This window comes from Rahnella sp. EDr1-12, assembly GCF_049206505.1.
In the GTDB taxonomy this organism is placed as follows: domain Bacteria; phylum Pseudomonadota; class Gammaproteobacteria; order Enterobacterales; family Enterobacteriaceae; genus Rahnella; species Rahnella rivi.
Map to the genome: position 1 here is coordinate 740,206 of NZ_JBLZNY010000001.1, position 24,827 is coordinate 765,032.

Annotated in this window: 25 protein-coding genes; 2 read left to right on the forward strand and 23 right to left on the reverse strand. The window is 52.2% G+C overall.

What is annotated here, in order from left to right; all coding sequences use genetic code 11:
- Positions 1-58 precede the first annotated feature (58 nt).
- The 22 genes from ACO0U8_RS03395 to yceD all read right to left on the reverse strand — a co-directional run bounded on the left by ACO0U8_RS03395 (position 59) and on the right by yceD (position 19,097).
- Positions 59-595, reverse strand: coding sequence for a glycine zipper 2TM domain-containing protein (locus tag ACO0U8_RS03395; protein ID WP_056779168.1), 537 nt, complete (start codon positions 593-595; stop codon positions 59-61).
- Positions 596-920: 325 nt separating this feature from the next.
- Complete coding sequence (locus ACO0U8_RS03400) at positions 921-2,225, reverse strand: NAD(P)/FAD-dependent oxidoreductase (protein WP_056778787.1); 1,305 nt, start codon at positions 2,223-2,225, stop codon at positions 921-923.
- Between the two features lie 310 nt (positions 2,226-2,535).
- Positions 2,536-3,078: an alpha/beta hydrolase YcfP gene (gene ycfP, locus ACO0U8_RS03405; protein WP_056778785.1), complete on the reverse strand. Its 543-nt coding sequence runs from the start codon at positions 3,076-3,078 to the stop codon at positions 2,536-2,538.
- 51 nt (positions 3,079-3,129) lie between these two features.
- Complete coding sequence (nagZ, locus tag ACO0U8_RS03410) at positions 3,130-4,158, reverse strand: beta-N-acetylhexosaminidase (protein ID WP_421670669.1); 1,029 nt, start codon at positions 4,156-4,158, stop codon at positions 3,130-3,132.
- 75 nt (positions 4,159-4,233) lie between these two features.
- Positions 4,234-5,085 carry a phosphotransferase gene (locus ACO0U8_RS03415; protein WP_421670670.1) on the reverse strand — a complete coding sequence of 284 codons (852 nt, stop codon included), beginning with the start codon at positions 5,083-5,085 and terminating at the stop codon, positions 4,234-4,236.
- Complete coding sequence (lpoB, locus tag ACO0U8_RS03420) at positions 5,066-5,662, reverse strand: penicillin-binding protein activator LpoB (protein WP_056778781.1); 597 nt, start codon at positions 5,660-5,662, stop codon at positions 5,066-5,068. The genes ACO0U8_RS03415 and lpoB overlap by 20 nt, the downstream gene beginning before the upstream one ends.
- Positions 5,663-5,683: 21 nt before the next feature.
- Entirely contained in the window at positions 5,684-6,052 is a 369-nt protein-coding gene (locus ACO0U8_RS03425) for a YcfL family protein (protein WP_056778777.1), read from the reverse strand.
- Positions 6,053-6,061: 9 nt separating this feature from the next.
- The gene (gene hinT / locus ACO0U8_RS03430) at positions 6,062-6,415 is read right to left on the reverse strand and encodes a purine nucleoside phosphoramidase (RefSeq protein ID WP_056778776.1); all 354 of its coding nucleotides are present in this window, start codon (positions 6,413-6,415) and stop codon (positions 6,062-6,064) included.
- 199 nt (positions 6,416-6,614) lie between these two features.
- A complete protein-coding gene (ptsG, locus tag ACO0U8_RS03435) occupies positions 6,615-8,048 on the reverse strand; it encodes a PTS glucose transporter subunit IIBC (protein ID WP_414071349.1) in 1,434 nt (477 codons plus the stop codon).
- Positions 8,049-8,385: 337 nt separating this feature from the next.
- Positions 8,386-9,180: a metal-dependent hydrolase gene (locus tag ACO0U8_RS03440; protein ID WP_183846415.1), complete on the reverse strand. Its 795-nt coding sequence runs from the start codon at positions 9,178-9,180 to the stop codon at positions 8,386-8,388.
- 32 nt (positions 9,181-9,212) lie between these two features.
- A complete protein-coding gene (holB, locus tag ACO0U8_RS03445) occupies positions 9,213-10,232 on the reverse strand; it encodes a DNA polymerase III subunit delta' (RefSeq protein WP_421670285.1) in 1,020 nt (339 codons plus the stop codon).
- Positions 10,229-10,882, reverse strand: coding sequence for a dTMP kinase (tmk, locus tag ACO0U8_RS03450; protein ID WP_056778772.1), 654 nt, complete (start codon positions 10,880-10,882; stop codon positions 10,229-10,231). The genes holB and tmk overlap by 4 nt, the downstream gene beginning before the upstream one ends.
- Positions 10,872-11,897, reverse strand: a complete 1,026-nt coding sequence (gene mltG / locus ACO0U8_RS03455; protein WP_217204815.1) for an endolytic transglycosylase MltG — start codon at positions 11,895-11,897, stop codon at positions 10,872-10,874. Before mltG ends, tmk begins: the two co-directional genes overlap by 11 nt.
- Before the next feature lie 14 nt (positions 11,898-11,911).
- The gene (pabC, locus tag ACO0U8_RS03460) at positions 11,912-12,709 is read right to left on the reverse strand and encodes an aminodeoxychorismate lyase (protein ID WP_217204816.1); all 798 of its coding nucleotides are present in this window, start codon (positions 12,707-12,709) and stop codon (positions 11,912-11,914) included.
- A 212-nt stretch (positions 12,710-12,921) separates the two neighbouring features.
- Entirely contained in the window at positions 12,922-14,163 is a 1,242-nt protein-coding gene (gene fabF / locus ACO0U8_RS03465; protein WP_072158133.1) for a beta-ketoacyl-ACP synthase II, read from the reverse strand.
- Positions 14,164-14,264: 101 nt separating this feature from the next.
- Positions 14,265-14,501, reverse strand: coding sequence for an acyl carrier protein (acpP, locus tag ACO0U8_RS03470; RefSeq protein ID WP_015690190.1), 237 nt, complete (start codon positions 14,499-14,501; stop codon positions 14,265-14,267).
- 153 nt (positions 14,502-14,654) lie between these two features.
- A complete protein-coding gene (gene fabG / locus ACO0U8_RS03475; RefSeq protein ID WP_122095740.1) occupies positions 14,655-15,389 on the reverse strand; it encodes a 3-oxoacyl-ACP reductase FabG in 735 nt (244 codons plus the stop codon).
- 12 nt (positions 15,390-15,401) lie between these two features.
- On the reverse strand, positions 15,402-16,331 hold the full coding sequence (fabD, locus tag ACO0U8_RS03480) for an ACP S-malonyltransferase (protein ID WP_136376926.1): 930 nt from the start codon (positions 16,329-16,331) through the stop codon (positions 15,402-15,404).
- Positions 16,332-16,349: 18 nt separating this feature from the next.
- Entirely contained in the window at positions 16,350-17,303 is a 954-nt protein-coding gene (locus ACO0U8_RS03485) for a beta-ketoacyl-ACP synthase III (protein WP_056778754.1), read from the reverse strand.
- 6 nt (positions 17,304-17,309) lie between these two features.
- On the reverse strand, positions 17,310-18,344 hold the full coding sequence (gene plsX, locus ACO0U8_RS03490) for a phosphate acyltransferase PlsX (RefSeq protein WP_056778751.1): 1,035 nt from the start codon (positions 18,342-18,344) through the stop codon (positions 17,310-17,312).
- Positions 18,345-18,392: 48 nt separating this feature from the next.
- The gene (rpmF, locus tag ACO0U8_RS03495) at positions 18,393-18,560 is read right to left on the reverse strand and encodes a 50S ribosomal protein L32 (RefSeq protein WP_013576249.1); all 168 of its coding nucleotides are present in this window, start codon (positions 18,558-18,560) and stop codon (positions 18,393-18,395) included.
- A 12-nt stretch (positions 18,561-18,572) separates the two neighbouring features.
- Positions 18,573-19,097, reverse strand: a complete 525-nt coding sequence (gene yceD / locus ACO0U8_RS03500) for a 23S rRNA accumulation protein YceD (protein ID WP_056778749.1) — start codon at positions 19,095-19,097, stop codon at positions 18,573-18,575.
- Positions 19,098-19,238: 141 nt separating this feature from the next.
- Here yceD and ACO0U8_RS03505 point away from each other — a divergent pair, with 141 nt between their 5' ends.
- Complete coding sequence (locus ACO0U8_RS03505) at positions 19,239-19,832, forward strand: Maf family protein (RefSeq protein WP_274388826.1); 594 nt, start codon at positions 19,239-19,241, stop codon at positions 19,830-19,832.
- Positions 19,833-19,887: 55 nt separating this feature from the next.
- Here the strand turns inward: ACO0U8_RS03505 and rluC are convergent, their stop codons facing one another.
- A complete protein-coding gene (gene rluC, locus ACO0U8_RS03510) occupies positions 19,888-20,850 on the reverse strand; it encodes a 23S rRNA pseudouridine(955/2504/2580) synthase RluC (protein WP_421670286.1) in 963 nt (320 codons plus the stop codon).
- 589 nt (positions 20,851-21,439) lie between these two features.
- Between rluC and rne the strand changes: the two genes are divergently transcribed.
- Complete coding sequence (rne, locus tag ACO0U8_RS03515; RefSeq protein WP_421670287.1) at positions 21,440-24,787, forward strand: ribonuclease E; 3,348 nt, start codon at positions 21,440-21,442, stop codon at positions 24,785-24,787.
- Positions 24,788-24,827 lie beyond the last annotated feature (40 nt).

Sequence of the window (24,827 nt, forward strand, 5' to 3'; positions counted from 1 at the left end):
GAGACATAAAAAAAGCCTGAGGTTTGCGCCTCAGGCTTTTATTTGCCACTTACCGGTATCAGGAACGGGTAAGCTGCAACTGACCGCTTTTATCCAGCGGGATTTGTGTGCCCGGATCGTGGTCCATACGCACTTTGCCCTGCTGATCGCCTATTTTATAGGTCACATCATACCCGAGCATTTTGTCTTCTTTGTCGTAGACGGTTTTACAACGTTGCTGCTGCGTGCTGTAGGTATCGTTATCCTGCATGCTGCTCTGTACACGGTTACCCGCATAGCCACCGCCCAGCGCACCGGCAACTGTCGCCACATCACGGCCACGACCGCCACCAAACTGATGCCCCAGAACGCCACCGGCGACAGCGCCCAGCACAGAGCCGGCTATCTGATGCTCATCCTGAACAGGACGACGGTGAGTCACGGTGACATTGCGGCATTCCTGACGCGGCGTTTTGATGGTTTCTTTAATTGGCGTCGCGCTGACAACCTGCGCGTATTGCGGGTCAGATGAAAAGACATTCATGCTCGCCACACCGGCAATGCCTAATGCCGCAGCCACACCAATACCGACCCCAGCTAACATTGACTTGTTCACAGGACTTCCTCCGAAAATGTTACCACGCATATTGCGCCTGACTCAGGACACATACCTCAGTGGAAAACTTCACATCCTGAGGTTCGGCGTGCGTGAATCGCCGGCTGTAAACTTGTTAAAGTTTGTACCTGGAATGGTTAAGGAACAATAAGACGAAGTCTGTAAGTGAGAGAAATGCGGGTGTAACGAGGTGTTTCAGAGCATTCTTAGCGGACAAACTAGTTTTCGGTGGCAGGAGCCTCTGGTCAGCAATAAAAAAGCCTGCGGGAAGCAGGCTTTCAGTGTCCAAACCGTGAGGAAACGATTCAGCGGACGATCAAAAAAATCAGTGCAGTTTCAGACGCGGGCGGATCACCCGGTTGATTCCGCCTACCAGCATCATCAGGCCGGTTTTGATGTAACCGTGCAACGCAATCTGGTGCATACGGTAAAGCGATACATACACCAGGCGCGCCAGACGCCCTTCCACCATCATCGAACCACGCATCAGGTTGCCCATCAGGCTGCCGACGGTGCTGAAACGGGAAAGAGACACCAGTGAACCATGATCTTTGTAGACATAAGGTTTCAGGCTCTGACCTTTGCGCTGCGCCATGATATTAGCAAAGCAACGTGATGCCATCTGATGCGCTGACTGCGCGCGCGGCGGCACAAAACCACCTGAGGGCTGCGGGCAGGATGCGCAATCACCGATCGCATAAATGTCAGGGTCGCGTGTGGTTTGCAGCGTTGGCTCAACCACCAGCTGATTGATACGGTTGGTTTCCAGCCCGGCGATGTCTTTCATGAAATCAGGGGCTTTGATACCCGCCGCCCAGACCATCAGATCGGCATCAATGAATTCGCCAGACTTGGTGTTAAGACCGTTTTTATCCGCACTGGTGACCATCGTTTGGGTCAGAACGCGCACCCCCAGCTTGGTCAGCTCCTGATGGGCCGCCGCAGAAATACGCGGTGGCAATGCCGGCAGAATACGTTCACCGGCCTCGACCAGCGTGACGTTCAGCGCTTCGCTGTCCAGCCCTTTAAAGCCGTAGCTGTGCAGCTGTTTCACCGCATTATGCAGTTCAGCCGACAGCTCAACGCCGGTCGCGCCGCCGCCGACGATAGCAATGTTCACTTTCTTTTGCTTATCTGCGCTGGCTGAGAATTTGAGGAACAAATTCAGCATTTCGTTGTGGAAACGGTGCGCCTGATGCGGGTTGTCCAGGAAGATGCAGTGGTCTTTCACGCCCGGCGTGCCGAAGTCATTAGAGGTGCTGCCCAGCGCCATGACCAGCTGGTCATAAGCGATATCACGCACAGGCACCAGCATTTCGCCGTTTTCGTCGCAAATTTCAGCCAGCTTGATGGTCTTATTTTCACGGTCGATATCGGTCAGTGAACCAATCTGGAACGTGAAACCGTGGTTACGTGCATGCGCCAGATAGCTCAGGGCATCAACACCATCATCCAGGCTGCCGGTAGCCACTTCGTGCAACAGTGGTTTCCACAGGTGGCTGTGATTACGGTCGACCAAAATGATCTCCGCTTTCTTTTTACGGCCAAGCTTATGCCCGAGGCTGGTCGCCAGTTCCAGACCGCCAGCGCCGCCGCCAATTATGACAATTTTCTTCATTGGTGATGTCAAAATGACCCCCTCAAATGTGAACCATTTGTTATATAAGAGTTAAAAAATAATCCTTATATTACATAGGGTTGCTTAAGTTAATTCGGTATCTGAGTGGGAGGATATCATGCGTGGTGATTTGGTCATACCAAAATTGATGTAGGTCAATTTAAAATGATTTGGTCTGATTGCCCTGATGAAATGGCACGCATTTTGACATTTTTAAATCAGGCAGTTAGCGCGTTTAGCATGAAAACATCACCGGATGCTTTCTGCCGCCCATAAAAAAACCACCGCGCGGGGCGGTGGTTTTAGCGGGATATAAACATCTTCAGGCGATGGTTTTGAAAGCTTTGATCCGCTGCAAATGCGTCGAGATATCCTTGAATTTGTGGCTCTGTTTTTCGTCCCATTCCACAGGATAATAATGATGCAGTTTCTCGGCCGTCTTGCTGCTGTCGAGCACGCCGTCTTCGCGGGACAGAATCACCAGACAGCGGTCGCGGTTTTTCTCACGAAAATCGCTGATGCACTTGGTGGCAATGTCTTCATACTCTTCGGGACGATCAATCTTTCCGGCCATATTGTCCTGCGGAGATAAATTCGGATTGAACATCACCTGGCGGATACCGCACAGGAAACCAATGCGCTCCGCCCAGAAACCCCCGAGGCCGACGCCGCAAATCAGCGGGTGCGGATCCTGCGTTTCATGCAGCACTTTATCGACTTCTTTCAGCAGATGCTGCATGTCATGGCGTGGATGCAGCGTGCTGTAACTGATAAAGCGCACGTCCGGGTCAATAAACTGAAGCTGTAAAACCTTCTCGTGGTTACCGGGGCTGGTTGAATCGAAACCATGCAAATAGATAATCATCGTTTACCTCATCCTGAATGTGCGTTGACACCCTCTGCGGTCCAGAAACCGTTACCGGGCAGCCTGTTTGTGTTCCTGCCAGCGGGCATCGAGCGCCGTTAAGTCACGGTTTGCCTGCTGCCAGCGGGTTGAATTGAGCAAATCCTGACGAGCCTCTTTTCCACTGTACCGGCCGCGATGATACAACTGCGCAACACGCTCTGCGTTGACCGGCGACAGGTTATCGAGCACGCTGACCGCGCCCTGACGGTTGTTACAGGCAAGGATCATATCGCAGCCCGCATCCAGCGAAGCCTGTGCCCGCTCCGGATACGTGCCCATGATGGCCGCGCCTTCCATCGAGATGTCATCAGAGAAAATCACGCCGTCAAACTTCAGTTCCTTGCGCAAGATTTCCTGCAACCAGTAAGGCGAACCGCTGGCCGGTCGTGGATCGGCCTGGGTATAAATCACGTGCGCAGGCATGACCGCATCCAGCAATTTACGCTGGTTGAGCTGACGGAAAATCGCCATGTCATGCTTGCGGATTTCTTCCAGCGGACGATCGTCACGCGGTGTCTCTTTATGAGAGTCAGCGCTGACCGCGCCATGCCCCGGGAAATGTTTGCCGGTGGTTTTCATACCGGCAGAATGCATACCGAGAATATAGCGTTCCGCCATCTCCAGCGCTTTTTGCGGCTCTGCGTGGAAGGAACGTTCACCAATGGCGGCGCTGATATGTCCGATATCCAGCACCGGTGCAAAGCTGATGTCGATATCCATCGCAATCATTTCAGATGCCATCAGCCAGCCGCTTTCCTGCGCCAGCCGCCCCGCTTCATGCGGCGCATTCAGCGCGGCAAAAGATTGCGCGGCAGGCAGACGGGTGAACCCGTCACGAAAACGCTGCACGCGGCCGCCTTCCTGATCCACCGCCAGCACCAGCCGGTCGTGCGATGCCGCACGGATCTGACGGATCAGTTCATGCAACTGTTCGACGTCGTGATAGTTACGGGTAAATAAAATCAGACCGCCAACCAGCGGATGCTGCAAAATTTCACGTTCTTCGGCATCCAGCTCATAGCCAGCCACATCCAGCATTACAGGTCCCAACAAGATGGCCACTCCTTTTCAATCAATTCAGATAAGCAATTCAGCATTCATCACAGGCGCAGTTCAACGCTGGCGGTGCAGCGGCTGCGCCCATTCACAATATTTCAGCTCGCCGGTTTGCTGCCAGCGCACTTCAAACCACATCAGCATCAGGTAATCCACCCAGGGTAACCAGCGGTTTACCTGCTGCTGTAAAAGCGTTAAATCCCGATAACCGCCCGCGGACACGTAACGTTGTAAAAACGCGCGCTGTTGAGCAGAACCCCAGCCGTTGCCCCGAATAATGGCAGCCAGCTCCAGTGCGATATCGGCGTCAGCGGCGTATTCCCAGTCAATCAGCCGCAGCCCCTGCGGCGTTGCCAGCACGTTGCCGGCGTGAATATCCATGTGAACCAGGGATAACCGCAGCGGCGCGGGAGGCGGCGTACGCATCATCTTTTTATGCCACCGCAACCAGCGCGGCGTCAGACGACGGCGGTCCACGTGCTGCCAGTAACGGGCAAATTGCTGATGTAAATTCAGCCGGTAACCCGACAGAGGCAACTGATGCAGTAACACCAGACTCTCACTCAGCGCCTGCTGCCCGGCCGTGGCGGCAAAAGCCTGCCCGGTCAGCGGTGTGCCGTTAATCCAGTCCACCAGCAACCACGGCGGTGAATAAAGTCTGACACAGGGGCCGGGATAATGCCGGGTGATATGCCGCAAAACACGATGTTCGCGGCGTCTGTCCGCTCCGGAAATCTGACGATCAGGTGACTGATATCGCGCCAGTAAATCACCGGCAGGAGAGCTGATTTTCCAGCTCTCCCCCGTCAGACCGGCCACCGGCGACAAATGAAAACCGGCGGTTTTCACCGCCGGATAATGCTGTTCAATCAGTTGCTGTAATTGCGCGTTAATTCTGAACGGCGCCACGGCCAGACCAGACAATTTCACCGCTCGGCGCGGTAATCAAACGCATGGACATGGTCGGTGATTTCACATCGCCGCTCACCGTGCTGTAGAGCACGTACTGCGCTTTGACGATATTGGCCAGACCGATGGCCTTGCTGACAGACGCCAGGCTGTCATCCGGCGATAACCCCAGCGATTGTTTGGCAGAAGCCAGCTGTTCAGCCGGGATCACCTGGAAGGTCGTGTTGTTCGCCAGCGCCGTGCGTAAAGCATCGGTGGCTTTGGCGGTTTGCAATGAGCCGTTGGTGCTGTTTTTCACACTGTCGACCAGCAGAACACTGCCTGACTGAACGCCATCTGCTTTCAGCATTTTCGCCAGCATCGGTTGAACAGTGGCTGTCCAGTCAATGTTGGCAAACTTAGGAGGCTGAGGAACAGGAGGAACGGTCGGTTGCTCTGGCACCGGCGGATTCACCGGCGGCTGAGGCTGCTGCGGTTGCTGGGGTTGTTCCGGCTGCTGTGGCTGTTGCTGGTTTGGCAATGTACAACCACCGAGGATCAATGCGGCCATTGCCACAATGAGGAAATACTTTTTCATCAACCTACTCCGTCGAGAACATTAGAGATAAAGGTAAAGACGCACGCTGTCCGCATCAAGATTACCATTCAGGGAACTGACTTCCAGACTGCTGTTAGCAGGCACGGTGACCGTTCTGGGTTCGGCAACGGGCAGTAAATCCAGCCCTTGCTTGTCGTACCAGAAGAAACGGTAATGCAACGTCACGGCGTGCGGCTGGTTGTTATTGAGCGTACTGGTGGCTTGCTTTTGTCCACCGGATTCACCGACAGAGGGCGAACTGGGGATAATCCCCGCCGTCAGCACGGGCGATTCCATGACCACTTTTTGTTGATTATTCAGCGCAATGCCCGGACGACTGCTGCACCCTATCAACAAAAGCACCGGCAATATTGCCATCAAAAATCGCATTTTTTATCCTTACTGACGTGACAGCAATGGACCCAGCGCGCGGCCACCGACCAGGTGCATATGAATATGATAAACCTCCTGCCCGCCGTCACGGTTGCAGTTCACGATCAGGCGATAGCCGCTTTCAGCAATCCCTTCCTGCTCTGCAATTTTCGCCGCCACGGTCATCATGCGGCCAAGCGCTGCTTCGTGCGTGGCATCCACATCATTCATGGTCGGGATCAGCACGTTCGGGATAATCAGAATATGGCTGGGTGCCTGAGGAGAAATGTCGCGGAACGCGGTGACCAGTTCATCCTGATAAACCACATCGGCAGGAATTTCACGGCGGATAATTTTGCTGAAAATTGTCTCTTCGGCCATCTTAACTGTCCTTAACAAAGTAAAAAGCGATGTACGCAGTATGGGTCAGAATTTCCATTCCTTTCAACCTGATTACGCTTTTAGCTGCTTAATTGCCGCAGAAAGCGCCAGCGTATGCCCGCGCGCGCGCCTGCCTTAAATCGCAGGCATGAAAAAAGGAGGCCGAAGCCTCCTTTCTCAGAACAGGTACCGCTCAGCATTAATGGCTGCGCATGTACTCATCCATATCAGTTTTCAGGTTGTCAGACTTGGTACCAAAGATTGCCTGAACACCAGAACCCGCCACAACCACACCGGCTGCACCCAGTTTTTTCAGGCCAGCCTGATCAACTTTGGAAATATCAGCCACGCTGACACGCAGACGGGTGATACAGGCATCCAGGTTGGTGATGTTGTCTTTGCCGCCGAAAGCCTGAACCAGAGACGCAGACATTTCTGAACCGCCCTGAGCCGTGGTTTCGCTTGCAGAGTCTTCACGACCTGGCGTTTTCAGATCCAGTTTGGCAATCAGGAAGCGGAAGATGCTGTAATAAACCACCGCATAAACCGCACCCACCACTGGGAACAGCCAGATGCGGCTGCTGTTGCCGCTCAGCACGATGAAGTCGATCAGACCGTGTGAGAAGCTGGTACCGTCACGCATCCCCAACAGGATACAGATTGGGAACGCCAGACCTGCCAGAATCGCGTGGATCACATACAGGATCGGCGCAACGAACATGAAGGAGAACTCGATCGGTTCAGTGATACCGGTCAGGAACGCAGTCAGTGCAGCGGAGATCATGATCCCGCCGACTTTTGCACGGTTCTCAGGTTTTGCTGAGTGCCAGATAGCCACAGCAGCTGCCGGCAGACCGTACATTTTGAACAGGAAGCCACCGGACAGTTTACCCGCAGTCGGGTCACCCGCCATGTAACGTGGGATGTCGCCGTGGAACACCTGGCCCGCAGAGTTGACGTACTCGCCGATTTGCATCTGGAAAGGAACGTTCCAGATATGGTGCAGACCAAACGGAACCAGTGCGCGTTCTACCACGCCGTAGATACCGAATGCCACTACCGGGTTCTGGTAAGCAGCCCATTGAGAGAAGGTTTGGATAGCGCTGCCGATAGGTGGCCAGATGAAGGACAGAACCACACCCAGAATAATCGCCGCCATACCGGAAATGATTGGCACAAAACGTTTGCCCGCGAAGAAGCCCAGATATTCAGGCAGCTTGATGCGGTAGAAACGGTTGAACATGTATGCCGCAATCGCACCGGAGATAATACCGCCCAGTACGCCGGTGTCCGCCAGATGGCTGGCTGCAATTTCTTCAGCCGGTAAATGCAGAACCAGTGGAGCCACAACCGCCATGGTTTTGACCATGATGCCGTATGCCACAACGGCCGCCAGTGCAGAAACACCGTCGTTGTTCGTAAAGCCTAAAGCAACGCCGATAGCGAAGATCAGAGGCATGTTAGCGAAGACTGAACCACCAGCCTCGGCCATGACATGAGAAACGATCAGCGGAAGCCAGCTAAAGTTTGCAGAACCGACGCCAAGCAGAATACCTGCGATTGGCAGTACGGAGACTGGCAACATCAGCGATTTACCGACCTTCTGAAGGTTTGCAAACGCGTTCTTAAACATAATTGAGTGTGCTCCTGAGTAATGATGCTTTTTGATACTTCATGCGGTGTAGCCTGATAACTCACCGCGTAGCAAGCGGTCTGAAACCCCGTTGCCGTCGGGTGTCTGAGCACCCCTTTTAATTTTTACGCAGGGTAAAATAAATCCCTTTGTTAATGTTTGATGGCAGTCACGTTTTTCTGAAAAATGCTGAAAAACTGGATTAAAAACCGTCACTTTCACACGAAAAATCCGAATGAGGCTTTCCCGACAACCGAAAAACGGTGCCAAGATACCTCATTCAGACGATTAATTACGAGGTGAAAAATAAATCCAGCGAATATGACTAAGCTACAGCCTAGATCAAGGAGGAAGTGTCGACATGAAATAATCGTGAAAAGTTCTGAGTTGTCGCCTCTGCCAGTTGCTCCAGACTGACGCCTTTAAGCACCGCCATGTATTCGGCAACATCACGCACGTAAGCAGGCTGATTTTCTTTTCCACGATGAGGCACCGGTGCCAGATAAGGCGAGTCAGTTTCCACCAGCAGACGATCCAGCGGCACGTAGCGGGCAACTTCGCGTAAGGCTTCTGCATTACGAAACGTCACGATGCCGGAGAAGGAAATGTAAAAGCCCAGATCCAGCAGGAATTCTGCTGTCGGCAAATCTTCAGTGAAACAGTGCAGAACGCCTCCGCATTCCCCGGCATTCTCTTCTTTCAGAATATCCAGCGTGTCCTGACGGGCATCGCGGGTATGGACGATCACCGGTTTATTCAGCGCACGACCAATGCGGATGTGCTCGCGAAAAGAGTCCTGCTGCAACTTCAGCTGGTGCGCTTCTTTCTGATAGAAATAGTCCAGACCGGTTTCGCCCATCGCTACCACTTTCGGGCTGGCGGCCAGACGGCGCAGTTCCGCAAAGTCATAACCGTCATCAATATTCAGAGGATGTACACCGCAGGAAAACGCCACATCAGGGCGATCGCCAATCAGTTGAGTCATCGCCTCATAGCCAGGCAGCGTGGTGGCGACCGCCAGCATGAATTTCACATCACGCTCACGGGCCTTTTCCAGCACGTTGTCCACGCCGGAATGCAGTTCGTTGTAATCCAGGCTGTCGAGGTGACAATGGGAATCGACTAAAAACATAGTGGTTAACTCATTACGATTGAAAGTGGGGTTCAGCGCGACAGGTCAGAACTGAAGTAAGAAGGGACAACTGCGCCCTGCAACATATGTTCCCATTCGAGCAATTGCTCCGTCAGCAGCAGTTCGCGGTTCACACCTGTAATGGAGAGCAACTGCTGACGGCACTGCATCCATGCCGATACGGATTGTTGCAGTGACGCATTGGGCTGCGCGCTGGCAAGCAACGCGATCAGAGGTTGCTGGTCATGATTAACGATAAACTGCGCAGCCTGTTGCTGCCATTTGATGGCATCCAGCAGCAGCGAAGCCAGCCAGCTGATGCGGTCTGCGGCATCATCATGGTTCAGCTGTGGCAGCAGAGCCAACATATCCTGCTGCTGACACTGGGTGAAAAGCTGCTGGCATAGCGCCAGACGCTGTTTCCAGCGTTCCGGCTGCAACAGTTCGAGCGCAGAAAGAGGCGCCCCCTGAGTCAGGCGTAATGCGGTTCTGACCGTTATCACATCTGCGCTGAGCTGACGGTTGATCCACTGAACCGACAATGCTTCTTCGGGCACCGGCAGATGCCAGTAGAAACAGCGGCTGCGGATAGTTGCCAGTAACGCAGAAGGTTCACGGCAGCCCAGCAGAAAATAGGTTCCGGCCGGAGGTTCTTCCAGCGTTTTGAGCAAAGCGTTGGCTGCCGCTTCCGTGAGTAATTCGGTCTGCGGGATCCACACAACTTTCGCCCCGCCCTGCTGCGAATAGTTGTAGAGCGTCTCAATCAGCTGACGCACCGGATCAATGCCCAGTGAGCTTTTACCCTTTTCGGGTTGCAGCACATGCCAGTCAGGGTGGTTTCCGGCGATCATCAGCTGGCAGCTGTGGCATTTGCCGCAGCTTTTCTCACCGTCTTTATGCTGACACAACAACCAGCGGCTTAGCCCGTAGACCAGCGCATCGTCGCCCATGCCTGCCGCAACATGCATCAGTACGGCGTGATGTCCCCGGCCGGTCTGATACTGTCCAATCAGCTGACGATAGGGGGCGCTGAGCCACGGATACCAGCTCATGATGCGCGGCCTTGCGCCAATGATTGTTCATCGAACCAGTTTTTCAGCGTCTGTTCGATAGACGCAGTCACCTGTGCGATAGTCTGAGAGGCATCAATGGTTTTGATGCGGCTGTCCTGACCAGCAAGTTCCAGATAACGGGCACGCGTGCGTTCGAAAAACGGCAAGGCTTCCTGCTCAATACGATCCAGCTCGCCACGGGCGCGGGCTCGTTGCAGGCCAAGCGCGGGTGGAAGGTCAAGATAGAGCGTCAGATCGGGACGAAAGTCACCCAGTACGGTGTCACGCAGCGAACTCATCAGCGCCGCATCGATACCGCGGCCACCGCCCTGATAGGCCTGGGAAGAAAGATCATGACGATCCCCCACCACCCATGCACCACGCGCCAGAGCGGGCAGGATCACCGTCTCAACCAACTGAACACGCGCTGCGTAGAGCATCAGCACTTCAGCTTTCACGGTAGGTTTTTCACCGTCCACGCCGCGTTTAAATAAATCCCGCAGCTTTTCCGCCAGCGGCGTGCCGCCGGGTTCACGGGTAAAAACAATTTCTTCGACGCCATGTTGGCGTAACGCATTCACAACCACTTCATGAGCGGTCGTTTTGCCCGCCCCTTCAAGGCCTTCAATTACAATGAAGTTACTTTTCATTCTTATTCTTCAGAGCCTCTAAATACACGCGAACCGCCTTGTTATGATTCACAAGGTTAGTGCTGAAAGTATGCCCGCCTTTGCCGTCAGCGACAAAGTAAAGATAGGGCGTTTTTGCAGGGTGTGCCGCAGCCTGAAGAGAAGCTTCACTTGGCATCGCGATGGGCGAAGGCGGCAAACCGGAAATGACGTAGGTATTGTACGGCGTTGGCGTCTCGAGATCTTTTTTGCGAATATTGCCGGTATAACTTTCGCCCATGCCATATATGACCGTCGGATCGGTTTGCAAACGCATACCAATGCGCAGACGGTTAATGAATACCGATGCCACTTCTGCGCGTTCACCCTTGACTGCCGTTTCCTTTTCGATGATTGACGCCATTGTCACCAACTCAGCAGGCGTTTTATAGGGTAAGGCATCCGCGCGCTCCTTCCAGATATCCGCAACGGTTTTTTCCATGCGCACGTGCGCACGTTTAAGCAGCGATAAATCCGTCATGCCCGCCGTGTAGTGATAGGTATCAGGATACAACCAACCTTCGGCATTTTTCGTGTCGGTCATGCCCAGCACTGCGGCGATCTCTTCCCCGCTTTTGCCTTTTAATTCATGTTTAATAAACTCTGAATTATCCAGAACCTTCATCCAGTCACTGAGCTTAAAGCCTTCGACAAAACGAATGCTGAACTGCGCTTCTTTGCCACTTTTCAGCAACTCGAGCATCTGGCGAACGGTCATACCTTTCTCAAAACGGTAAGTGCCCGCTTTGAATTCACTCAGTTCAGGCTCAAGGCGCAACAACCAGGGAAACCACGGATTGGGTTTCATGAGTTTTTTATCGATCAGTAATGTTTCCAGCACCACGCGCCCGGTGCCCGCTGGCAGGGTAAAAATGGTTTCGCTGCTGACGTTAATCGGACGGTCAGCGAACTGTTTCACTTTGTGGTAGGAAAATGCCGCCATCCCGAGCAGGATCAGGACAATCAGGGCGAGGATTTTAGTTTTTTTGTGTGTCATAGATTGTTCACTTTTTAACAACTGTGGCGCAGGAAATCGTACAAATGTCGCGAGGAATAATGGCGTTCATTCACTTGCGTCACCGGTAATAATGGCATTAATGCGTTACAAATCAGGATCTCATCAGCATCGGCCAGTGTTTCCGGCGTTTCACTGACAATATCGACTGTCCAGTCTGACCTTGCACGCAGCTCCCGAATAATGTGCTGGCGCATAATGCCGTCCACACCAGACTGCGATAAATCCGGGGTGTAAACGCGGTTCCCCTTGCGCCAGAATAAATTGGCCGCACAGCATTCCACCAGGCAACCGGAGGTGTCAACCACCAGTGCCTCATTGGCGTCCGTCTGGTCAAGATGCATGCGGATCATGACCTGTTCAAGCCGGTTTAGATGTTTGATACCGGCCAGCAATGGATTCTTGCTTAACGTGACCGGGCTTGATATGAGCTTCACGCCCTGCTCACGCCACAGGTGATAATGGGCAGGATAATCAGAGAAAGAGACAATGCGCGATGGGGCACTGCATCCTGCGGCGCTGTAACCGCGCCCTCCCTGACCGCGGGTGAGGATCGCTTTCACCACGCCCTGAGCATGTCCCGATGCGGCCTGCATCATTTCGGACTCAAGCGCCTGCCAGTCAGCCTGAGTAATGCTGAGGGCGCTGGCGGCTCTCTGCATGCGGGCAATGTGTAAGGGCAGAAACTGAATGTCTCCCTCAATCACCCGCGCGGTTGTAAAGCAACCGTCGCCAAACTGCACCGCCCGGTCGCCTGCCGGCAATGCATTTGTCACCACACCGTTAATCCACATGGTTACACCCTCCGGGCATCAAAATTTCTGTCAGCAGAGCCTGCGGGAGCAGGCTCATCTCAGCAAGTGGAGCATTCCGACTTTACCGCACTGCAATCTACAGCTGGCATCAACACGCATTCTGTTGAACAGCCGTTTGAGGGGCGCCCTTTCATCCAGACAGCAAAAAGGCCCGATCAACGGGCCTTCTATTTCAGTCATCACCGACTGACTCAGATCTTACGGAACACCAGTGAACCATTAGTGCCACCGAATCCGAATGAGTTACACAACGTGTACTCCATATCTTTGACCTGACGTGCTTCGTGAGGCACGAAGTCAAGGTCACAACCTTCATCCGGATTATCCAGGTTGATGGTTGGAGGAACCGCCTGATCGCGCAGCGACAGAACCGTGAAAATGGATTCTACCGCGCCGGCAGCGCCTAACAAGTGTCCGGTCATCGACTTAGTGGAACTGACCAGCACGCGATGCGCATCCGCACCAAAGACAGATTTCACCGCCTGAGCCTCGGCTTTATCTCCCGCAGCGGTGGATGTGCCGTGCGCGTTGATATAACCCACTGAAGAGGCAGAAATGCCTGCATCACGTAACGCATTTTCCATTGCCAGCGCAGCACCTGCACCGTCTTCTGGCGGTGAGGTCATATGGAAGGCGTCACTGCTCATGCCAAAACCGACGATCTCAGCGTAAATCTTCGCCCCACGTTTGCGGGCGTGTTCATACTCTTCCAGCACCATAATGCCTGCGCCGTCACCCAGTACGAAACCATCACGATCTTTATCCCAAGGGCGACTTGCCGCCTGAGGGTTGTCATTGCGCGTCGATAACGCACGGGCCGCGCCAAAACCACCCACACCCAAAGGAGTACTGGCTTTTTCTGCGCCGCCTGCCAGCATCACGTCAGCGTCGTTATACGCGATAATACGTGCCGCATGGCCAATGTTGTGTACGCCAGAAGTACAGGCTGTAGCAATAGAAATGCTCGGTCCACGCAATCCAAACATAATGCTCAAATGGCCTGCGATCATGTTTACGATGGTGGAAGGAACGAAGAAAGGACTGATTTTGCGTGGTCCGCCGTTAACCAATGAGGAATGGTTTTCTTCTATCAGACCAAGCCCGCCGATACCGGAACCGATCGCCGCACCAATGCGGGGCGCGTTCTCAGCCGTCACTTCTAGCCCTGAGTCTTGCATCGCCTGAATACCGGCGGTAATACCATACTGAATAAAGGCATCCATCTTGCGGGCATCTTTGCGCGGGATGAACTCTTCACAGTTGAAATCTTTAACTAAGCCTGCAAACCGTGTTGCGTAGGCGCTAGTATCAAAATGGTCGATCAGGCTAATGCCACTCTGACCGGCAAGGAGAGCGTTCCAAGTGGACTCTACAGTATTGCCGACAGGAGACAGCATGCCCAGTCCAGTCACTACAACTCGACGCTTAGACACGGGTGTCCTCCAGGGAGGGAAAAAAGTAGTAATACCGTGGGATAAAAAAAACTTAGGCGGTCAAATGACCGCCTAACTATCTAAACTTAAAGCATGTACGCTTACTGTTGGCTAGCGTTGATAAAATCAATTGCTGCCTGAACAGTAGTGATCTTTTCAGCTTCTTCGTCAGGGATCTCGGTATCAAACTCTTCTTCCAGAGCCATAACCAGCTCAACGGTGTCGAGAGAATCAGCGCCAAGGTCGTCTACGAAAGATGCAGCATTCACTACTTCTTCCTGTTTAACACCCAGCTGTTCAACGATGATTTTCTTAACGCGTTCTTCGATAGTGCTCATACTCTTAAATTTCCTATCAAAACTCGCTTTCGCGATGGTTTTCGTAGTGTATAAAATGTTGAAAAAGATGCAACTAAATCCAGGCTGTTCAAACCACGAATTTGCTCTATTTTGCGGTTTTTACCGCAAAAAACGCAAATAATTTCGTAATTTTTAAATCATGTACATGCCGCCATTGACATGTAATGTTTCACCGGTGATATAGCTGGCCTCGTCAGAGGCTAAAAAAGCAACGGCGCTGGCAATTTCTTTGGCATCGCCCAACCGGTTGGCTGGAACTGATGACAAAATGCCTGCGCGTTGATCATCTGTCAACGCCCTTGTCATATCCGTCTCAATAAAGCCGGGAGCCACGACGTTGACAGTAATGCCACGTGAAGCAACTTCACGCGCCAAAGACTTACTAAAACCAATCAAGCCAGCTTTAGCCGCCGCGTAGTTCGCCTGCCCTGCGTTACCCATGGTGCCAACAACGGAACCAATTGTAATAATCCGTCCACACCGTTTCTTCATCATAGCCCGCATGACAGCTTTTGACAGCCGAAACACTGAAGTCAGGTTTGTATCCAGGATATCCTGCCACTCATCATCCTTCATACGCATGAGAAGGTTATCACGGGTAATGCCGGCATTATTAACTAAAATATCAATTTCGCCAAATTCAGCTCGAATCGTCGTCAATACTTGCTCAATAGATGCAGAATCAACCACATTGAGCATAATACCTTTGCCGTTATCGCCTAAATATTCACCGATCGCTTCAGCACCTTTCTCGCTGGTCGCCGTGCCGATCACTTTCGCGCCGCCAGCAACCAGTTTTTCTGCGATAGCGCGGCCAATACCACGGCTGGCACCTGTTACCAGTGCAATTTTGCCTTCGAAGCTCATAATATCCTCTTTTTACTGTTCCAGCGCCGCTGTCAAGCTTGCAGTGTCGTTCACTGCGACAGCCGTCAGGGTATCAACAATACGTTTCGTCAGCCCTGTCAGCACCTTACCAGGCCCTACTTCGACCAACTGCTCTACACCCTGAGCCGCCATAAATTCGACAGATTCAGTCCAGCGTACCGGGCTGTATAGCTGACGAATTAATGCACTGCGGATCGCGTCAGGCGAGGATTCTACTTTAACATCCACGTTGTTGACCACAGAGAACTGTGGTGCACTGAAGGTAATGTTTTCAAGTGCTACGGCCATTTTATCTGCTGCTGGCTTCATTAAAGCACAGTGAGACGGCACGCTGACAGGTAACGGTAAGGCGCGTTTTGCACCCGCGGCTTTACAGGCAGCCCCGGCACGCTCTACGGCTTCTTTGTTACCCGCAATCACAACCTGCCCCGGCGAATTGAAGTTCACCGGAGAAACAACCTGGCCCTGGGCAGATTCTTCACACGCTTTTGCAATGGCGTCGTTATCCAGACCGATGATGGCATACATCGCACCGGTGCCTGCAGGAACAGCTTCCTGCATCAATTTGCCACGCAGTTCAACCAGAGAAATAGCCTGTTTGAAATCCAGAACACCGGCACAAACCAGCGCTGAATATTCACCGAGGCTATGACCTGCCATCAGAACGGGTTTAGCGCCGTTCTGTTGCTGCCACACACGCCAGATAGCCACGGACGCTGCCAGCAACGCAGGCTGTGTCTGCCAGGTTTTGTTCAACTCTTCAGCGGGTCCTTCTTGCACCAGCTGCCATAAATCGTACCCCAGCACCGAAGAGGCTTCGGCAAATGTTTCTGCTACCACCGGATATGCAGCGGCTAAATCCGCCAACATACCGAGCGTTTGAGAACCCTGACCAGGGAAAACAACTGCAATATTTGTCATTTTTATGATCCTGTTAAATCAAAAACGAACCAGCGCCGAGCCCCAGGTAAAGCCACCGCCAAATGCTTCAAGCAACACTAATTGCCCGCGCTGAATTCTGCCGTCACGTACCGCTTCATCAAATGCCGCTGGCACGGAGGCCGCTGACGTGTTGCCATGACGATCCAGCGTAACCACAACTTTATCCATCCCCATGCCCAGCTTTTTCGCTGTGGCACTGATGATGCGCAGGTTAGCCTGATGCGGCACCAGCCAGTCGAGTTCGGAGCGATCCAGGTTATTCGCCGTCAGTGTTTCATCAACAATGTGCGCCAGCTCAGTGACCGCCACTTTGAAGACTTCGTTCCCCGCCATGGTGACGTAAGCAGGTTTTTCCGGCTCCGTCTGGCTTGGATACGGTAACGTCAGCAGATTGCCATAATGTCCGTCGGCGTGCATATGGGTGGAAATGATGCCTGGTTCTTCGGATGCGCCGAGCAAGACTGCACCGGCACCATCACCAAACAGAATCACCGTACCGCGATCCTGAGGATCGAGTTTACGCGACAGTACATCTGAACCGATCACCAGCGCATGTTTTACTGCGCCGTTCTTGATGTACTGATCGGCCACACTCAGCGCATAGGTGAAACCTGCACATGCAGCAGCCAGATCGAACGCTGCGCAATCCTTAATGCCCAGCATATTCTGCAACTGGCAGGCTGAGCTTGGGAATGCATGTGAAGATGAGGTTGTTGCAACAATGATTAAACCCACGTCGCTTGCGCTGACGCCGGCCATTTCAAGTGCTTTTTCTGCTGCGTGCAGGCCCATTGTGGCCACAGTCTCATCCGGAGCAGCGATACGACGTTCACGAATACCTGTGCGGGTGACAATCCACTCGTCGGAGGTATCCACCATTTTTTCTAAGTCGGCGTTGGACCGAACTTGCACGGGCAAATAGCTCCCCGTACCGAGAATCTTTGTATACATGTACGATCAGTCACTCTTGGGTAATACAGCTTCAAGGCGCGCGGCAATCCTCTGAGGGACCTGCCGCTGCACCGCCTGCACAGCCTGTTCGATAGCAACAGCAAACGCGCGCTGATTTGCTCCACCGTGGCTTTTAATAACGATGCCCCGTAATCCTAACAAACATGCGCCATTATACTGGTCGGGGTTGAGATGGCTAAAACGCTTTAGCAATTTCTTCTGTAAAATCCGACCTAACCACTTCAACCACCAGGCCTTCTTGCCACCCTCTCCAGAGGATTTTAACAGTGACAAAAACATCCTTATTACACCTTCCATGGTTTTGAGCGTAACGTTTCCGACGAAACCATCACACACCATCACATCTGTCTTACCGGTCAGAAGGTCATTGCCTTCAAGATAGCCGATATAGTTGATAGAGGTGGTTTTTTTTAAAATAGCTGCGGCTTCACGGATGTTATCCAGCCCTTTGCTTTCCTCTTCACCGATGTTGAGTAAGGCAACGCGGGGGTTACTGATACCCACCACCTGCTCCGCCATTACTGACCCCATCACGGCAAACTGAACCAGCATCGTGCTGTCACACTCAACGTTAGCCCCCAGATCCAGCACCACCGTTTTACTACGCTGCTGATTGGGCAATACGCTCATCAGCGCCGGGCGCTCAATACCTTCCAGGGGTTTTACAACCAGTTTCGCTAATCCCATCAACGCGCCGGTATTCCCCGCGCTGACGCACGCCTGCGCATCACCACTTTTGATCAATTCCAGCGCCACACGCATTGAGCTTCCTTTACTGGCGCGTATAGCTTGCGACGCGCGCATGTCGCTGGCTATAACGGACTCAGCAGGAATTATCCGAATTCGTTCTAAAAGAGAAGGATCGGCTTTGGCTAAAAAAGGTGTGATGTCGTCGGGAATGCCGACCAGAAGAAGGTCTAATTCAGAATTAGAGATAAGTGCCTGCAATGAAGCAGGCACTGTGACGGATGGACCGAAATCCCCGCCCATTACATCTAACGCGAGGGTTAGACGAGTCAAGGTATCGCCTTGCTAGCACTTATCACGTGAATAAGTAGCTGGCAAATATCAGCCGATTACCTTGCGACCGCGGTAGAAACCGTCGGCAGTGATGTGGTGACGCAGGTGAGTTTCACCAGAAGTCTTGTCCACAGACAGAGTGGAAGTGGTCAGAGCATCGTGTGAACGACGCATGCCACGTTTAGAACGGGTTGGTTTATTCTGTTGTACGGCCATGGACCTTACTCCTTAAGTACTTTTCTTTAAACTCGCTAATACGGCAAATGGATTTGGTTTCTCCACCTCTGCAGGCAGTTTACCAAATACCATGTCCGCGTCGGACACTTCACAGTGTTCAGATTCATGTACCGGAACGACAGGCAGTGAAAGAATAATTTCGTCTTCAATCATCGCCAGCAGATCGACTTCGCCAAACTCATCGACTTCAATCGGCTCGTACGCTTCCGGTAATGCTTCAGCCTGTTCATCATTACGGACAGGACTAAAACAATATGTTGCGTGAACCTGGTGCTCAAACGTCTTACCACATCTCTGGCATTCCAGAGTCACAGTAACATCAGACTGACCATTAATAACGGCCAGACGAAGATTGTCGATATCAAACGACAAAGAAGTCTGGACATCAGAGTCAACGCTCACCACTGATGCTGCTAATCGTGTCACCTGACCAGGCGTATAAACACCGGAGTAGTCTAAACGCTTTTGGGCGGTACGAATCGCATCAACGGCTAAGGGTAATTTTACTTTTTGCATAGGGCGCGCATATTAACTTTGTAACGACAGAGAGTCAAAGAAAAAGGCCTCAAAACCGCACCTTTCACCAATATTCGCTTCCACAGCGGCCAACAGTTTAAAATGTACTATTCAATAACGCTACGCTTTGTGAAAAAAATTATGACTATGCCTTCTCCACAACTGCTTTTAGCCTCAACCTCGGTCTACAGAAAAGCACTGCTTGAAAAAACCGGCCTCGTCTTTCGCTGTGCTGCGCCAAATATTGATGAAACACCCCGCGCAGAGGAACAGCCTGAAAATTTGGTGCAACGCCTGGCACAAGCTAAAGCCAGCGCACTCAGCGTCTCGCATCCACATCATCTGATTATTGGATCGGATCAGGTCTGTGTCATCAATGGCCACATCACAGGCAAACCCTACACATTTGAGAACGCCTTTCGCCAATTGCGCGCCGCCAGTGGCCAAACTGTCACGTTCTACACGGGTCTGTGCCTGTTGGATGTAAAAACCTCGCAGGTACAAACGCTGTGCGAAACTTTTAACGTTGTATTCAGATCATTATCTGATGACGAAATTTCCGGCTATCTGCACCGAGAAAAACCTTACGACTGTGCTGGCAGCTTTAAGTGCGAAGGACTGGGCATCACGCTGTTTGAAAGCCTGAACGGGCGTGACCCTAATACACTGATTGGTTTACCGCTTATCGCCCTGCTTGGCCTGCTGCGTGAACGCGGTATCAATCCACTTCTCTAAATTTAATCCAGAAAAAGGGCGCAACCTGTGCGCCCTTTTTAGGATAGACGATGACTTATCGGGCGCTGCTTTTACCACGCAGTGCTTTCAAACAGTTACGCAATTTGGCATCCATCGGTGCCTCAATTCGCATCGTCTCGCCGGTATTGGGATGTTCAAAACGCAATGCTGCTGCGTGCAGGAACAAACGATTCAGACCTGTTCCTGACAGTTTTGCATCGAAATCACGCTCACCATAACGGTCATCAAACGCGATAGGATGACCGGCGTGCAAAGCATGGACGCGGATCTGATGGGTTCTGCCCGTCACCGGGCTGGCTTTAACCAATGTGGCAAACTCGTAGCGCTCTTCAATTTTAAACCTGGTTTCAGAAGGTTTACCTTCGGCATTCACCCGCACGATACGCTCGCCGCTTTGCAGAATATTTTTCAGCAACGGAGCCTGAACGACTTTGCAATGGGAAGGCCATTCACCCCGTACCAGCGCAAGGTAGTCTTTCTGCATACTCTTAATGCGCAACTGCTCGTGCAATGAACGTAACGCAGATCTTTTTTTAGCAACCAGCAAAACCCCGGAAGTATCGCGATCCAGACGGTGAACCAGTTCCAGGAAACGGGCTTCAGGACGCAATGCCCGCAAACCTTCAATCACACCAAAACTCAACCCGCTGCCGCCATGTACTGCGGTACCTGAAGGTTTATTAAGGATAAGGAGATGATCGTCTTCATAGAGGATGCACTCCGTCAGAGCAGCGACTTTATCCAGTTTGGCGGAAACCGGCGCTTCATCTCTTTCAGCAATTCGCACCGGAGGAACACGGACTTCATCACCGGCAAGAAGCTTATATTCTGGTTTAATGCGTTTTTTATTAACCCTGACTTCGCCCTTACGCACGATGCGATAAATCATGCTTTTCGGCACGCCTTTCAGGATTTTAAGTAAGAAGTTGTCGATGCGCTGACCGGCTTCATCTTCCGAAATGGGAATTAATTGTACAGTTGGATTATCAGTTTTCATGGCTCGGGATTCTAAATATCAGGCACGATTCGCGCCACAGATTTTTATGTGCTTAACTCATAGCTTACCAGCAACTACCATGGAAAACCTGCAAGAAAACCAGATAAAAAGCATGAGCAATGTGCATTGCCTCGCAGATGGATAAGATTCTTGGTCAGAACGGGAAAAGTCACCTTGCTATCACAGTGCCTGCAATGGAATAATGAAGTCACTTTCCGCGTTGTTTCTCTTAAGTTAGGGAAAACGCAGGAATTATAGATTTGCCTGATCGCACAAAAACGCAGCAATGGCGTAAGACGTAATGTGAAATCAAGCAATTAGCGGGCTGCGGGTTGCAGCTTGGCCGGCAAACGGAATGAGATCTGTAAACTTAAATTCAGAAGCTATTCCCCTAATAAAAGTGCTGCTTTCATAACGCTGGTGTCTTTAATACAGCAAAAGCAGACTTACCGAAATAATGCGCCCCTATGCAAGCGACAGCCGTGAGGTTGACGATTTGCGAGAAGACTCGGGGCCAACGGTTTATCCGGTCATGACGTCATTTTGCCCGCAGCTCTGTCAATAATGGAAAAATAACGAGTAAGTTAAGATGAAAAGAATGTTGATTAACGCAACTCAGCAAGAAGAGTTGCGCGTTGCCCTTGTAGATGGACAGCGTCTGTATGATTTGGATATTGAAAGTCCGGGCCATGAACAGAAAAAAGCGAATATTTACAAAGGTAAAATCACCCGCATTGAACCTAGTCTTGAAGCGGCATTCGTAGATTACGGTGCAGAACGACATGGTTTCCTTCCTCTGAAAGAAATTTCCCGCGAATATTTCCCAAACAATTACGCCTCACATGGCCGCCCGAACATCAAAGATGTTTTACGCGAAGGTCAGGAAGTGATTGTTCAGGTTGATAAAGAAGAACGTGGAAATAAAGGTGCAGCGCTGACGACGTTTATCAGCCTGGCCGGTAGCTACCTGGTCCTTATGCCAAACAATCCACGTGCTGGGGGAATTTCCCGCCGGATTGAAGGTGATGACCGCACTGAATTAAAAGAAGCGCTGTCTTCTCTGCAACTGCCTGACGGCATGGGCCTGATTGTGCGTACTGCCGGTGTCGGCAAATCCGCAGAAGCCCTGCAATGGGATCTGACATTCCGCCTGAAACACTGGGATGCCATTAAGAAAGCTGCTGAAGGCCGCCCTGCTCCGTTCCTGATCCATCAGGAAAGCAATGTTATCGTTCGTGCGTTCCGTGATTACCTGCGCCCGGACATCGGTGAAATCCTCATCGATAACCCTAAAGTCCTTGAACTGGCTAAAGAGCATATCGCTGCTCTCGGACGCCCAGATTTCAGCAGCAAGATTAAGCCGTACGTAGGTGAAATCCCGCTGTTCAGTCATTACCAGATTGAGTCTCAGATTGAATCTGCATTCCAGCGTGAAGTGCGTCTGCCTTCCGGTGGTTCAATTGTTATCGACAGCACCGAAGCGCTGACCGCTATCGACATCAACTCCGCGCGTGCAACCCGCGGCGGCGATATCGAAGAAACGGCCTTCAACACCAACCTCGAAGCCGCTGATGAAATTGCTCGTCAGTTACGCTTACGTGACCTCGGTGGTCTGATCGTTATCGACTTTATCGACATGACGCCAGTACGCCATCAGCGTGAAGTGGAAAACCGTCTGCGTGATGCGGTTCGTCAGGACCGTGCTCGTATCCAGATCGGTCGCATTTCCCGTTTCGGTCTGCTGGAAATGTCCCGTCAGCGCCTCAGCCCGTCATTGGGTGAATCGACGCACCATATCTGCCCACGCTGTGCCGGTACCGGTACTGTGCGCGATAACGAATCACTTTCCCTGTCGATTCTGCGTCTGATCGAAGAAGAAGCACTGAAAGAAAACACCAAAGAAGTTCACGCCATCGTACCGGTGCCGATCGCTTCTTACCTGCTGAACGAAAAACGCGAATCGGTGAATGCCATCGAGAAACGTCAGGGTGGCGTGCGTGCTGTGATCGTACCAAACGATCAGATGCAAACTCCGCACTACCACGTTCTTCGTGTGCGCAAAGGTGAAGAAATTTCTGCACTGAGCTATCTGCTGCCGCAGATTCATGAAGCTGAAATGCTGCAACCTTCAGAAGAAACTCCGTCTGAGCGTCGTCGTCCTGAGCAACCCGCTCTTGCCGCATTCGCTCTTCAGAGCGAAGCACCGCCATCAAGCTTCGAGCAGACAGCAGTTCCGGATGAGCCAGTACAGACACGCACGACAACCGTCAATGCACCTGCTGCACCGGTCGCTGAGAAACCTGGATTTGTCAGCCGTCTGCTGAGTGGCCTGAAGGGCTTGTTCGCTGCTGAACCTCAACAAGAAGTTAAACCTGTTGAAGAGCCAAAAGCGGAACCGGAAACCACTGAATCTGCAGAAAACCGCCGTAACAACGATCGCCGCAATCAGCGACGTCAGGGTGGACGTCGCGAACGTAACGGCGAACGAGGCGAACGCGGTGAGCGTACCGATCGCGGTAATCGTGGTGAAGGCCGTGATAACAATCGTGATAATCGTGGCGAGAGCCGTGATACCCGCGAAAACACTCGTGAACCTCGCGAACCTCGTGAAGACCAGCGCCGTAACCGTCGCAATCAGGAACCTGTTGTTACTGAAACGCGCAACGAAGAAGTGGAAACTGTCGCCCGTGAAGAGCAGCAGCAACCTCGTCGTGAGCGCTCGCGTCGCCGTTCTGATGATAAACGCAGAACACAGCCGGAAGAGAAAGTTCAGGACGTTGTGGTTCAGGAAGTGGAAGCTCCGGTAGTTCCTGCTCCAGTGCAGGATGATGCTGAGCAGGAAGATCGCCAGCCAACGCATCGTCGTCAGCGTCGTCAGTTGACTCAGAAAGTGCGTTTCGAGTCAGAAGAAGTGGACTCCGAAGCTGAAGCTGCTGCTCAACTGCTGATTACAGGCAGCCGCCCTGCTGAACCTGCATTCACTTCACATGAAGAAGCGGGTGCAGAAACGACTCACGCGTCTGATAACGACGAAAACCTGAATGACAACGCCCGTGAAAACGGTATGCCACGTCGTTCACGTCGTTCGCCGCGCCATCTTCGCGTCAGCGGACAACGTCGTCGCCGCTACCGTGATGAGCGTTACCCGACTCAGTCACCAATGCCAATGGCTGGTGCATTCGTTTCTCCGGAAATGGCTTCAGGTAAAGTGTGGATCACCTACCCGGTGGCTCAAGCATCTGAGCAAGGTCAGCGATTTGAAGAGCACACTGCAGAAACAGAAGCGCCAGAAGTGTTAACTCAGCAAGTTGAAATCGCACAGGAAAACACCCCTGTTCTGAATGAAACCATTGACGTTACACCTCAGCAGCCAACCGTTGAAGCGACTCGCGTTGAAACGCCAGACGTTGAGCAGGTACATGTTGCCGATACTGCACAGCAAGTTACGCAATCCGAAACTGCTGCAGTAGCTGAACAGCCTGTTGCCGATGAACCTGTTCTGGTTGAGCCAGAGACAGCAGAGCCGGTAGAAGAAACACCAGTGGTCGCGATTTCGCCTCAGGCGCAAGAACCTGCTGTTGTTGAACCGGTAGCTGTCATCGCTGAACCAGAAGTTCAGATTCAGGCTCCGGTAGCAGCACCCGCGGTTGAAGTTACCCCTGCGCCAGCTCCGGAAGTGAAACCTGTTGTTGAAGCGGCACCTGTCGCGGAAACTCCGGTAGTCAGTCAGGCTGCGGCTGTTGCACCACGCTTTAAGCATCATGCAACGTCACCGATGACTAAAGCACCGGCGCCAAGCTATGTGCCAGAGCCTTCCCGTCAAAGTGACTGGGTTCGCCCTGAGTTTAACTTTGAAGGTAAAGGTTCTGCAGGGGGTCATTCAGCAGTAAGTACGGCGACTGCCCCAGCGACTAAACCTGAAATGCCGACAAAGTAATGCTCTGACTCACTGGTAACTGGTTTACTGGTACAAAAAA

Excerpts from the sequence above, each read along its gene's own strand:
- ycfP (WP_056778785.1), bottom strand. The coding sequence starts at position 3,078 with ATGATTATCTATTTGCATGGTTTCGATTCAACCAGCCCCGGTAACCAC.
- nagZ (WP_421670669.1), bottom strand. The coding sequence starts at position 4,158 with ATGCTGGATGTGGCTGGCTATGAGCTGGATGCCGAAGAACGTGAAATT.
- lpoB (WP_056778781.1), bottom strand. The coding sequence starts at position 5,662 with ATGAAAAAGTATTTCCTCATTGTGGCAATGGCCGCATTGATCCTCGGT.
- ACO0U8_RS03425 (WP_056778777.1), bottom strand. The coding sequence starts at position 6,052 with ATGCGATTTTTGATGGCAATATTGCCGGTGCTTTTGTTGATAGGGTGC.
- hinT (WP_056778776.1), bottom strand. The coding sequence starts at position 6,415 with ATGGCCGAAGAGACAATTTTCAGCAAAATTATCCGCCGTGAAATTCCT.
- ptsG (WP_414071349.1), bottom strand. The coding sequence starts at position 8,048 with ATGTTTAAGAACGCGTTTGCAAACCTTCAGAAGGTCGGTAAATCGCTG.
- ACO0U8_RS03440 (WP_183846415.1), bottom strand. The coding sequence starts at position 9,180 with ATGTTTTTAGTCGATTCCCATTGTCACCTCGACAGCCTGGATTACAAC.
- holB (WP_421670285.1), bottom strand. The coding sequence starts at position 10,232 with ATGAGCTGGTATCCGTGGCTCAGCGCCCCCTATCGTCAGCTGATTGGA.
- tmk (WP_056778772.1), bottom strand. The coding sequence starts at position 10,882 with ATGAAAAGTAACTTCATTGTAATTGAAGGCCTTGAAGGGGCGGGCAAA.
- mltG (WP_217204815.1), bottom strand. The coding sequence starts at position 11,897 with ATGACACACAAAAAAACTAAAATCCTCGCCCTGATTGTCCTGATCCTG.
- pabC (WP_217204816.1), bottom strand. The coding sequence starts at position 12,709 with ATGTGGATTAACGGTGTGGTGACAAATGCATTGCCGGCAGGCGACCGG.
- acpP (WP_015690190.1), bottom strand. The coding sequence starts at position 14,501 with ATGAGCACTATCGAAGAACGCGTTAAGAAAATCATCGTTGAACAGCTG.
- fabG (WP_122095740.1), bottom strand. The coding sequence starts at position 15,389 with ATGAGCTTCGAAGGCAAAATTGCACTGGTAACAGGTGCCAGCCGTGGT.
- fabD (WP_136376926.1), bottom strand. The coding sequence starts at position 16,331 with ATGACAAATATTGCAGTTGTTTTCCCTGGTCAGGGTTCTCAAACGCTC.
- ACO0U8_RS03485 (WP_056778754.1), bottom strand. The coding sequence starts at position 17,303 with ATGTATACAAAGATTCTCGGTACGGGGAGCTATTTGCCCGTGCAAGTT.
- rpmF (WP_013576249.1), bottom strand. The coding sequence starts at position 18,560 with ATGGCCGTACAACAGAATAAACCAACCCGTTCTAAACGTGGCATGCGT.
- yceD (WP_056778749.1), bottom strand. The coding sequence starts at position 19,097 with ATGCAAAAAGTAAAATTACCCTTAGCCGTTGATGCGATTCGTACCGCC.
- ACO0U8_RS03505 (WP_274388826.1), top strand. The coding sequence starts at position 19,239 with ATGACTATGCCTTCTCCACAACTGCTTTTAGCCTCAACCTCGGTCTAC.
- rluC (WP_421670286.1), bottom strand. The coding sequence starts at position 20,850 with ATGAAAACTGATAATCCAACTGTACAATTAATTCCCATTTCGGAAGAT.
- rne (WP_421670287.1), top strand. The coding sequence starts at position 21,440 with ATGAAAAGAATGTTGATTAACGCAACTCAGCAAGAAGAGTTGCGCGTT.